This window comes from Caballeronia cordobensis, assembly GCF_001544575.2.
Lineage (GTDB): Bacteria > Pseudomonadota > Gammaproteobacteria > Burkholderiales > Burkholderiaceae > Caballeronia > Caballeronia cordobensis.
The window spans coordinates 12,655-23,462 of sequence record NZ_FCNY02000024.1; the positions used below are offsets into that span (position 1 = coordinate 12,655).

Below are 10,808 nucleotides of genomic sequence, written 5' to 3' on the forward strand. Positions count from 1 at the left end.
TCTTTTTACAGCGGAATGTCGAGCGGCTTGAAGCGCGGCGTGCCGTCGGCGAGCGTCTCGTTGAACATCGCCGCCGGACGCACCCACAGGCCGCGATCATGCGGCCAGAGATGCTCGTAGACGATCATCGCTTCCTCGGTCTCCGAGTGGCGCGCCACGCCGATCACGCGATACAACCCGCCCTTGTAATGGCGATGCGTCGCGAGCGCGAGGGCTTCGGTTTCTGTCATCGGTTCGAATCCTTTAAACGGAGCGCCTATCGAGCACCGCGCGCGCGATGGTGCCCGCATCGACGTATTCGAGCTCGCCGCCCACAGGCACGCCGCGCGCGAGCCGCGTCACCTTCAGGCCCTTGCTCTTCAATGTCTGCGCGAGATAGTGCGCGGTCGCCTCGCCTTCGTTGGTGAAGTTGGTGGCGAGCACCACTTCCTCCACGATGCCGTCGAGCGCGCGGCTGATGAGACGCTCGAAGTGGATTTCCTTCGGACCGATGCCGTCGAGCGGGCTCAGCCGCCCCATCAGCACGAAATAGAGCCCGCGATACGTGAGCGTCTGTTCGAGCATGATCTGATCGGCGGGCGTCTCGACGACGCACAGCAAGCTCGGATCGCGTTCCTCGTCGAGGCAGACTTCGCAGATTTCGCTTTCCGTGAAGGTGTTGCACTTCTCGCAGTGCTTGAGATGCTCGGTCGCGAACAGCAGCGACGCGCCGAGCTTCTCGGCGCCCGCGCGGTCGTGCTGCATCAGGTGGTACGCCATGCGCTGCGCCGATTTCGGTCCGACGCCGGGCAGCGCGCGCAGCGCTTCCACGAGCGCCGACAAAGCGGAAGGTTGTTTCATGTGTCCTCATGACACGCCGGAATCGCTCCGGCGCGCTGATTTAGAACGGCAGCTTGAAGCCCGGCGGCATCGGCATGCCGGCCGTCATGCCGCTCATCTTTTCCTGCGTGGTGGCCTCGGCCTTGCGCACGGCGTCGTTGAACGCGGCGGCGACGAGGTCTTCCAGCATGTCCTTGTCGTCGGCGAGCAGGCTCGGGTCGATCGACACGCGCTTGACGTCGTTCTTGCAGGTCATCGTCACCTTCACGAGACCGGCGCCGGACTGGCCCTCGACCTCGATCAACGCGAGCTGATCCTGCATCTTCTTCATGTTTTCCTGCATCTGCTGAGCCTGCTTCATCAGCCCGGCGAGTTGGTTCTTCATCATGGTTCGGCTCCTTACTGGAAAACGTGTGGCGGGTGAGCGCGCGTTTGCTTCACGCGCCCGGCATTCGATTGGCTAGCGCGGCGTTTTTCGCGCATCGATTCAAGACGGACTCGCGCCCGATGCGGCAATCGGCTTGATCGAGCCCTGCACGATGCTCGCGCCAAAGTCGCGGATCAGCGATTGCACGAACGGGTCCTGCCTGATCTCCTGCTCGGCCTCCTGCTGGCGGCGGGCGCGGTCCGCCGCATCGAGCGCGGCGGCGGTGCGGCGCGCGGGCGCGACATTGACGTTGACTTCGATCGCGCGCCCGAGCTTGTCGGCGAGCGCGGCCTTGAGCTTCGCGACGTGCGAGGCGTCGGTGTACATCTGAACGGCCACGGCGAGCGTGACGGAGCTCGCGTCGCAGGCGGTGAGTTCGCTATTGAACGCGAGCTGATGGGCAACGCCCTTGAGCGGCAGATCGACCGCGAGCGCGGGCCATTCGACGCTCACGCCGAGCGCATCGAGCGGCACGGCGGGCGGCAGCGGCGTCATGTCGATGACGGGCGCGGGCTTCGCCGCCGGCTCGGCATTGAACCGCATGTCGTCGGGACCGCTGTCGAAAGCGGGCACGAAGCCGTCGTCCGGCGGCATGAAGTATTCGTCTGCCGATCCCGCCGGCGGATAGTCGTCGGGCGGCATGTCCTCCCACGGCGGGACGACGCGCGCCTTGTTCGCCTCGCTGGCTGCGGCCTTGCGTTCGGGTGCGGTCGCCGCGCGCTTGGGCGTCGGAACCTGAACCTGCACCGCGGGCTTCGCGGCCGGTTTCGGCGCGGTGGGCGCAGCCGCCGGCGCAGTCGATGCGCCACGCGCACCGCGATCGGACGAAAGACGCATGCCCGCGCTGCGCAGCACTTCGAGCGCCGCGCTCGCGCCGCCGCCCGCGCGCGATGCGGCGGCCTCGGGCTCGGGAGCGCGCGACGCTGCGGCAGGCGCGGCTTCTTCGACGGCCTGTCGCACTGCTTCCGGCACCGGCGCGGGCTTCGCGGGCACGGGTTCGATCGCTTTCGGCTCGATGCTTTCGATGCTCTCGATGGCTTCGGCAGGCGCGACGGCGATTTCGGCCGGCGGCGCCGTTTCCGCCTTCACGACGACACTTTCCACCGAAGGCGCTTTTGCGACCGGCGCGGGCGCGACCGCGCGTTCGGCCATCGCACCGGCGAGCGCCGCGCTTCGCGCCACGGGCTTTGCCGCCGAAGGCGCGCTCACCGCGATACCGCCGCCGCCCGGCCCGCCCGCGGGCTCGAACGCGAGCATGCGCAAGAGCGTCATCGTGAAGCCGGCGTATTCGTCCGGCGCAAGACCGAGTTCGCTGCGCCCGACGGTAGCGATCTGATAGAAAAGCTGAACCTGCTCGGCGGACAACGTGTCTGCAAAGCGGCGGATGTCCGTGGCTTCCGGCCATTCGTCCAGCACCGACGACGGCGCGAACTGCCCCCACGCGATGCGATGCAGCAGGCTCGCGAGATCCTGCAGCGCCGTCGAGAAAGACAGGCTGCGCAGCGCCATTTCGTCGGCGATCGCGAGCACGAGCGCGCCGTCGCTTGCGGCGAGCGCATCGACGAGGCGAATCAGATAGCTTTGATCGAGCGCGCCGAGCATGCCGCGCACGGCTTCCTCGGTGACCTGGTTGGCCGAATACGCGATGGCCTGATCCGTGAGCGACAGCGCGTCGCGCATGCTGCCGTCCGCCGCGCGCGACAACAGGCGCAGCGCCTGCGACTCGAACGTGATCTGCTCTTCCTGGAGAATGTTCTCCAGATGCGACACGATGTGCCCCGCCGGCATCTGCTTCAGATTGAACTGCAGGCAGCGCGAGAGCACGGTGACGGGAATTTTCTGCGGATCGGTCGTTGCGAGAATGAACTTCACATGCGGCGGCGGCTCTTCGAGCGTCTTCAGCATGGCGTTGAAGGCGTGATTCGTGAGCATGTGCACTTCGTCGATCATATAGACCTTGAAGCGCGCATCGACCGGTGCGTACACGGCGCGTTCGAGCAGCGCGGCCATTTCGTCGACGCCGCGATTGCTCGCCGCATCCATCTCGACGTAATCGACGAAGCGGCCTTCATCGATTTCCCGGCACGCACGGCACACGCCGCACGGCTTCGAGGTCACGCCGGTTTCGCAATTGAGCGCTTTCGCGAAGATGCGCGAGAGCGTCGTCTTGCCGACGCCGCGCGTGCCCGTGAACAGATAGGCGTGATGCAGGCGGCCGCCGTCGAGCGCGTGCGTAAGCGCACGAACGACGTGCTCCTGGCCGACGAGCGACTCGAACGATTTCGGCCGCCATTTGCGTGCGAGAACTTGATAGGTCATGCGCGAAATTGTATCAGTAACGACCTCGCGCAAAGGCTGCCCCGGCGGGGCCAACGGCCGCGACTGGACGCACGTGAGCGCCGCACGCCGTAGGGCGCGCATACCATTAAAACGAGGGGAGAAACGAGACAGAAGAACGACAGAGAAAAGCGGAAGGTGACGAGCCCGACCCTCGGCACTGGTGGAAAACGGCTGTGGCTGCTTCGTTCCCGACCTGACCAGGTTGACCGCGCCGCCATGCGAGGAGGCCCGTCACGTCGAATCATACCACGGGGTCACGTGATGCCGGAAGGCGTCGGCTCATCGCGCCGGTTCGACATGCCCTCTTGTGCTTCGGTTTTCCGCCCTCAGATTCGCCCTATCAGCACCCGGCAACGGATAGTAAAGTAGGCTAAGATGGCATTTGAATTGTGCGGAAGTGGTGCATTTTGCCCTTGCGCGCGTCATTCGCCGCCGCGTGGCTAAGTTTTGGCGCACGGCGAGCGGGCCTGAAACTGCCCGTTGGCGACGAGAATCTTTTTCCAGTTTTGGTGTATCGTGGCGAGCATTCAAACGCGGGCCTCGAATCAATAGAGGTATTCAGACAATGAGCGAATCAATCAAGCACATCAGCGACGCTTCTTTCGAACAAGATGTCGTCAAGTCGGATAAACCTGTCCTGCTCGACTTCTGGGCCGAGTGGTGCGGTCCGTGCAAGATGATTGCCCCGATCCTCGACGAAGTCGCGAAGGATTACGGCGATCGCCTGCAGATCGCGAAGATCAACGTTGACGAGCATCAGTCGACGCCGGTGAAGTTCGGCGTGCGCGGCATTCCCACGCTGATCCTCTTCAAGAACGGCGCCGTGGCCGCGCAGAAGGTCGGCGCATTGTCGAAGTCGCAACTCACCGCGTTCCTCGACAGCAACCTGTAACGGCATCGAAGGCACACGCCGGCATCTCCCGGCGTTTGCCTGCGGCATCCACGGCGCAATTCACGCGCACAACGATGCAGCCGATGTTGTCGCGTGACAACATCGGCCGAAAAGCCCCGCCCAAAGCCCACCCGAGGCCCGTATGGCGTGTGCTATGCTAGAATCATAAGCGTTCAAGAAGTATTAACTAGCAGTATTAAGTCTAGAGCGGTTCCGCTCACCTCTTCTCCCCAATCTTTTCGTCGCACCTCTCTCCCTGGCGGGAAATCCGTATGCATTTATCCGAGCTCAAGTCTCAGCACGTGTCTGCACTGATCGAGATGGCCAATGGCCTCGAGATCGAAAATGCGAACCGCCTGCGTAAGCAGGAACTCATGTTCGCGATTCTTAAAAAGCGCGCCAAAGCGGGCGACACGATTTTCGGCGACGGCACGCTCGAAGTGCTGCCCGATGGCTTCGGTTTCCTGCGCTCGCCCGAGACTTCGTATCTCGCGAGCACGGACGATATCTATATCAGCCCGTCGCAAATTCGCCGCTTCAATCTGCATACCGGCGACACGATCGAAGGCGAAGTGCGCACGCCGAAAGACGGCGAGCGTTATTTCGCGCTCGTGAAGGTCGACAAAGTCAACGGGCAGCCGCCCGAGGCCTCGAAACACAAGATCATGTTCGAGAACCTCACGCCGCTGCATCCGAACAAGCCTTTGCCGCTCGAACGCGAAATGCGCGGCGAGGAAAACGTGACGGGCCGGATCATCGACATGATCTCGCCGATCGGCAAGGGCCAGCGCGGCCTGCTCGTCGCATCGCCGAAGTCGGGTAAGACCGTGATGCTGCAGCACATCGCGCACGCGGTGAAGGCGAACCATCCGGACGTCATCCTGTTCGTGCTGCTCATCGACGAGCGCCCGGAAGAAGTGACGGAAATGCAGCGCTCGGTGAAGGGCGAAGTCATCGCGTCGACCTTCGACGAACCCGCCGCGCGTCACGTGCAGGTGGCCGAGATGGTCATCGAAAAGGCGAAGCGTCTCGTCGAAATGAAGCACGACGTCGTGATTCTGCTCGACTCCATCACGCGTCTCGCGCGCGCCTACAACACGGTCGTGCCCGCGTCGGGCAAGGTGCTGACGGGCGGTGTCGACGCCAACGCGCTGCAGCGTCCGAAGCGCTTCTTCGGCGCGGCTCGCAACATCGAGGAAGGCGGCTCGCTGACGATCATCGGCACTGCGCTAATCGAAACCGGCAGCCGCATGGACGACGTGATCTACGAAGAGTTCAAGGGCACCGGCAACATGGAAGTGCACCTCGAACGCCGTCTCGCGGAAAAGCGCGTCTACCCGTCGATCAACCTGAACAAGTCGGGCACGCGCCGCGAAGAACTGCTCATCAAGCCGGACCTGCTGCAAAAGGTCTGGGTGCTGCGCAAGTTCATCCACGACATGGACGAAGTCGAAGCCATGGAATTCCTGCTCGACAAGATCCGTCAGACGAAGAACAACGCCGAGTTCTTCGACATGATGCGTCGCGGCGGCGGCTGATTCCGCCTTCGCGCCGAGAGAAACCGCCTGCTTTCGTCAGGCGGTTTTTTATTTGGCCGGTGCGTACAATCCGCAACTGTTCCAGTCTTCCGGTTCGACGCATGGCCAATCTTTTCACTCGCTGGTTTGGCGCGCAACGCCGCGAGCGCGCGCTGCGCAAATACGCCATTGAGGACGCGCTCTGGCAGCGCACGCTCGACGCGTATCCGTGCTTCGGCCATCTGAACGCGCAGGATCTGGCGCGCCTGCGCGAGAGTGCGAGCCTTTTCATCGCGCAAAAGGAATTCTCGACCGCGCACGATCTCGAACTGACCGATCAGATGATGGTTGCCATCGCCGCTCAAGCCTGTCTGCCCGTGCTCAATCTCGATCTCGACCTGTATCGCGGATGGGTCGGCGTGATCGTGTATCCCGGCGAATTCGTGATCCGCAAGACGGTCGAGGACGAAGACGGCGTCGTGCACGAAGTCGAGCACGATGCGAGCGGCGAGGCGTGGGAAGGCGGTCCGGTCGTGCTGTCGTGGGAAGATGCGCAGATGTCGGACGGCGCGGAGGCCTACAACGTCGTGATCCATGAGTTCGCGCACAAGATCGACATGGTGACGGGCATCGCCGACGGCCATCCGCCGCTCTATCGCCGCTGGCACGCGCCGCTCGATTCGACCGCCTGGGCGGATGTTTTCGACAACGCCTACGACCAGTTCTGCGCGCGCGTGGACGCCGTGCCCGAGCGCCGCTGGAACCGCTTCGAGCGCGAATCGCTGATCGACCCTTACGCGGCGGATCATCCGTCGGAATTTTTCGCGGTGTGCAGCGAGGCGCTTTTCGTGACGCCGCAGGCGTTCGAGGCGGACTATCCGGAGCTTTACCGGCTGCTCGCGCGCTATTACCGGCAAGACCCGGCGGGCGTCGGCGCGCTGTCGGCATAACCTGAGCCGTGGTGTTCAAAAAAGATGTCAAGCAACTGATTTTCTGGCATAATCGCCGTTTTTCGACCCTAGGCAAGTGACTCGCGCCATCGAATCGACATTCATCGATCGGCAGCGCAGCGGGTTGGCTACCGCCAGATACCAGGAAAGACCATGAAACAAGGCATTCACCCGGATTACCGCGAAGTTCTGTTCGTCGATATGTCGAACGACTTCAGGTTCGTGACGCGTTCGACCATCCAGACGCGCGAAACCGCCGAATTCAACGGCAAGACCTACCCGCTCGCGAAGATCGAAGTGTCGTCGGAATCGCACCCGTTCTACACCGGCCAGCAGAAGATCATGGACACGGCCGGCCGCGTCGAGAAGTTCAACAACAAGTTCGCGCGCTTCTCCACCAAGAAGTAAGCGGGACTTCGGGCTTCAGAAAGAAAGGGCAGCTTTGGCTGCCCTTTTTTGTCGCCGATTGCTTTTCGTCTCGCCAGCGGCGCGCATCGGCACCGCCTTTGCTGCATCGGTGAAACGCTGTTGCGTCCGGCCACGGCGCGCAGCGCCGATCCGCCTTCAATGCCGCCGCGCGACTACAATGCCGGTTGCCCCGGTTCCGCCCGCGCCTTGCGCCCGATAAGCGGACCCTCATTCAATCAAGCCTGCCCGCATGCGATCTGTCGTTCGTCTGACCGCCTCCGCCACCAGCGCCCTGCCGCGCTGGCTGCTGCTCGCCATCTGTATTACCTACGCCTCGTTCGGCCTGTTCGGCCGCGATCCGTGGAAGAACGAAGATGCGGCGGGCTTCGGCGTCATGTGGACGATGGCCAATGGCGACGCGCGCGACTGGCTCCTGCCGAATCTCGTCGGCAAGGCGCCCACAGCCGACGGCCCGCTGATGTACTGGCTCGGCGCATCGGCCATCCGCCTGCTGAGCCCGTGGGTCGACGCGAGCAATGCGTCGCGCGTGGTCACGGGTCTGCTCTTCTGTCTCGCGTGCGCGTTCGTCTGGTACTCCACCTACCTGCTCGGCCGGCGCGACGAAGCCCAGCCATTCAAATACGCCTTCGGCGGCGAGCCGGAGCCGCGCGACTACGGCCGCACGCTCGCCGACGGCGCGCTGCTCATCCTGCTCGCGTGTTTCGGACTCGCCGAGCGCGGCCACGAAACCACGCCGCAACTCGCGCAATTCGCCGGCACCGCGATGCTCATCTACGGCCTCGTGCGCAGCCTCGACAAGCCGATCCACGGCGGTCTCGTGTGGGGCGTGGCGATCGGCGTGGTCGGCTTGTCGAGCTCGCCCGTGCTCGTGTTCGCGCTCCTGCTCTGCACGCTCGCGATGACGATCATCGTGAAGCAGGTGCGCGCCGCCCCGCTCCTGATCTTCGGCCTGCCGGTCGCGATCCTGCTGATCGCCGCGTGGGTGCTGCCGACGCTGCACTACTTCCCCGAAGACGGCGAATGGTGGCTGCGCCAATGGTGGCGCAACAGTTTCTCGTTCTTCTCCGGCACGCCCGGCACCATCTTCGCGTACGCGATCAAGAACCTGCCGCTTTTCACCTGGCCCGCGTGGCCGCTCGCGTTGTGGGCCTTTGTCAGTTGGGGCGGGCTGCGCCGCTCGCCGCACGTGGGCGTACCGCTGTCGATCATCGGGCCGCTGCTCGTGCTCGTCGTCTTGCAGGCGCACGAAACCAACCGGCTCTTCATGCTGCTCCTGCCGCCGCTCTCGGTGCTCGCGACCTTTGCGCTGCCCACGCTGAAGCGCGGCGCGATCAACGCGATCGACTGGTTCGCCATGCTGAGCTTCACCATCATCGGCTCGTTGGTGTGGCTTGTCTGGACCGCAGGCATGTTCGGTTTTCCCGCGCCGATGGCGCGCAATCTCGCACGTCTCGCGCCGGGCTTCCATCCCGAATTCAAGCTGCTTTCCTTCGTCTGCGCGGTGGCCGTGACCGCCTGCTGGTTCATGCTCGCGCGCTGGCGTCTCGCGCGACATCCGAAGGTGCTGTGGCGCAGCGTCGTGCTGTCGAGCGCGGGCACCACGCTCATGTGGGTGCTGCTCATGACGCTGTGGCTGCCGGTGGTGAACTACAGCCGGACCTATCGCGACGTGGCGGAGCAGATCGCCGGGCACCTGCCGCCCGACTACACCTGCATCTCGCCCGTGCGCCTGGGCGACGCGCAGATCGCGACCTTCGCCTATTTTGGCGGCATGCATTTCGCGTTCGACGAAGACTGCGACGTGATCCTGCGCCAGGATCCGGCGGACTATGGCGAGCCGTCGTCGATGTCGGCGTTCCAGTGGAAGCTCGTCTGGGAAGGCCGGCGCGTGGCCGACCGCGACGAGCGCTTCCGCCTCTACGTGCGCATCGAGCGGCCGACGCCGCCGGCAAAGAAACCGCTGCGTCCGAAGAGCCTGCGCCGGGCACAGTAAGGCAATGCGCGCGATCCCCCACTCCGTCAGCGCAACCGGCATGCTGAGCGACGTGCGCAAGATCGCCGCGCTCGCGTGGCCGGTTCTGATCGGTCAGTTGGCGGTGATCGCGTTCGGCGTCATCGACACCGCGATGGTCGGCCGCTTCTCCGCCACCGATCTCGCGGCGCTCGGCTTGGGCGGCTCCGTCTACATCTCGGTGTATATCGGGCTGACGGGCATCCTCGTCGCGTTGCAGCCCATCGCCGGGCAGCTTTTCGGCGCGGGCCGCGAAAGCGAAATCGGCGAGGAAACGCGGCAGGCGCTGTGGCTCGCCGCCGCGCTCACGGTCGTCGGCTTCGTGCTGCTCTACTTTCCCGAGCCGATTCTCTCGCTCGCGAAAACGCCGCCCGCGCTGCACGAGCGCACCGTCGACTATCTGCGCATCCTGTCGTTCGGCCTGCCCGCGAGCCTCGCGTTTCGCGTCTACAGTTCGCTCACGAACGCGGTCGGCAAACCGCGGCTCGTGATGTTCCTGCAAGTCGGCGGCCTCCTGCTCAAGTTTCCGCTCAACACCTGGTTCATCTTCGGCGGCGCGGGCGTGCCGGCGCTCGGCGGCCCCGGCTGCGCGCTCGCGAGCACGCTCATCAACTGGGTGCTGGCGATGGTCGGCATGACAGTGCTCTTCAAGGTCGAATTCTTCCGCCCGTTCGGCATCTTCTCGCGCTTTTGCTGGCCGGTCTGGCGGCGGCAGTTCGCACTCTTGCGCCTCGGCATTCCGATGGGCCTCTCGTATCTCATCGAAGTGACGTCGTACACGTTCATGGCGCTCTTCATTTCGCGCTTCGGCACGACCACGCTCGCCGGCCATCAGATCGCCGGCAATCTCGGCGCGGTGCTGTACATGACGCCGCTGTCGATCGGCATCGCATCGACGACGCTCGTGTCGCAGGCGCTCGGCGCGGGGCGCTTCGACGACGCGCGCTCGATCGGGCGTCATGGCATCGGCATGGCGTGCGTGCTCGCGCTCGTGTACGGCGTGATCCTGCTCGCCGCGCGCCCCCATGTCATCGCCGCCTACACGCCCGACGCGCATGTGATCGCCGCCGCGATGCCGCTCGTGCTCATCATCTTCTTCTATCACCTCGGCGACGCCCTGCAGATCACCGTCGCGTTCATCCTGCGCGCGTACAAGGTGACAGTCGTGCCGACGGTCATCTACGCTGTCGCGCTGTGGGGCATCGGGCTCGGCGGCGGCTATCTGCTCGGCTTCGACGTGGGCGGCGGCGTGCCCGAATGGCTGCAGGGCGCGCGCGGCTTCTGGATCGCCAATTCGGCGAGCCTCGGCATCGCGGGCATCGGCCTCTTCGTTTACTGGCGGCGCGTGAGCGCGCGGCGCGTGTCGCGGGTCGATGCCGACTGAGCGCTCGTGGAAAAGCGTCTCAACGTAAAGATTGACGTA

General features: G+C 64.4%; 10 protein-coding genes and 1 other RNA gene. 6 read left to right on the forward strand and 5 right to left on the reverse strand.

The features are described 5' to 3' along the window. Nucleotides 1-5: 5 nt before the first annotated feature. The 5 genes from AWB70_RS31855 to ffs all read right to left on the reverse strand — a co-directional run bounded on the left by AWB70_RS31855 (nt 6) and on the right by ffs (nt 3,819). Nucleotides 6-230, reverse strand: a complete 225-nt coding sequence (locus tag AWB70_RS31855; protein ID WP_045450705.1) for a DUF1653 domain-containing protein — start codon at nt 228-230, stop codon at nt 6-8. Between the two features lie 13 nt (nt 231-243). After that, on the reverse strand, nt 244-840 hold the full coding sequence (recR, locus tag AWB70_RS31860) for a recombination mediator RecR (RefSeq protein ID WP_053568343.1): 597 nt from the start codon (nt 838-840) through the stop codon (nt 244-246). A 40-nt stretch (nt 841-880) separates the two neighbouring features. Next, the gene (locus AWB70_RS31865; protein ID WP_014191628.1) at nt 881-1,207 is read right to left on the reverse strand and encodes a YbaB/EbfC family nucleoid-associated protein; all 327 of its coding nucleotides are present in this window, start codon (nt 1,205-1,207) and stop codon (nt 881-883) included. Between the two features lie 99 nt (nt 1,208-1,306). Next, on the reverse strand, nt 1,307-3,565 hold the full coding sequence (gene dnaX / locus AWB70_RS31870) for a DNA polymerase III subunit gamma/tau (protein ID WP_053568344.1): 2,259 nt from the start codon (nt 3,563-3,565) through the stop codon (nt 1,307-1,309). 155 nt (nt 3,566-3,720) lie between these two features. After that, nucleotides 3,721-3,819, reverse strand: an RNA gene (ffs, locus tag AWB70_RS31875) — signal recognition particle sRNA small type. Between the two features lie 332 nt (nt 3,820-4,151). On the opposite strand from ffs, the gene trxA reads away from it, so the two are divergent. The 6 genes from trxA (at nt 4,152) to AWB70_RS31905 (ending at nt 10,769) form a co-directional block, all read left to right on the forward strand. Next, nucleotides 4,152-4,478, forward strand: coding sequence for a thioredoxin TrxA (gene trxA / locus AWB70_RS31880; RefSeq protein WP_008349330.1), 327 nt, complete (start codon nt 4,152-4,154; stop codon nt 4,476-4,478). Nucleotides 4,479-4,750: 272 nt separating this feature from the next. Continuing rightward, nucleotides 4,751-6,016 carry a transcription termination factor Rho gene (rho, locus tag AWB70_RS31885; protein WP_014191631.1) on the forward strand — a complete coding sequence of 422 codons (1,266 nt, stop codon included), beginning with the start codon at nt 4,751-4,753 and terminating at the stop codon, nt 6,014-6,016. Nucleotides 6,017-6,117: 101 nt separating this feature from the next. Next, on the forward strand, nt 6,118-6,945 hold the full coding sequence (locus AWB70_RS31890; protein ID WP_053568345.1) for a M90 family metallopeptidase: 828 nt from the start codon (nt 6,118-6,120) through the stop codon (nt 6,943-6,945). A 153-nt stretch (nt 6,946-7,098) separates the two neighbouring features. Continuing rightward, entirely contained in the window at nt 7,099-7,353 is a 255-nt protein-coding gene (locus AWB70_RS31895) for a type B 50S ribosomal protein L31 (RefSeq protein WP_014191633.1), read from the forward strand. 250 nt (nt 7,354-7,603) lie between these two features. Continuing rightward, nucleotides 7,604-9,367, forward strand: a complete 1,764-nt coding sequence (locus tag AWB70_RS31900) for an ArnT family glycosyltransferase (RefSeq protein ID WP_053568346.1) — start codon at nt 7,604-7,606, stop codon at nt 9,365-9,367. Nucleotides 9,368-9,407: 40 nt separating this feature from the next. Next, nucleotides 9,408-10,769: an MATE family efflux transporter gene (locus AWB70_RS31905; protein ID WP_053568400.1), complete on the forward strand. Its 1,362-nt coding sequence runs from the start codon at nt 9,408-9,410 to the stop codon at nt 10,767-10,769. Nucleotides 10,770-10,808 lie beyond the last annotated feature (39 nt).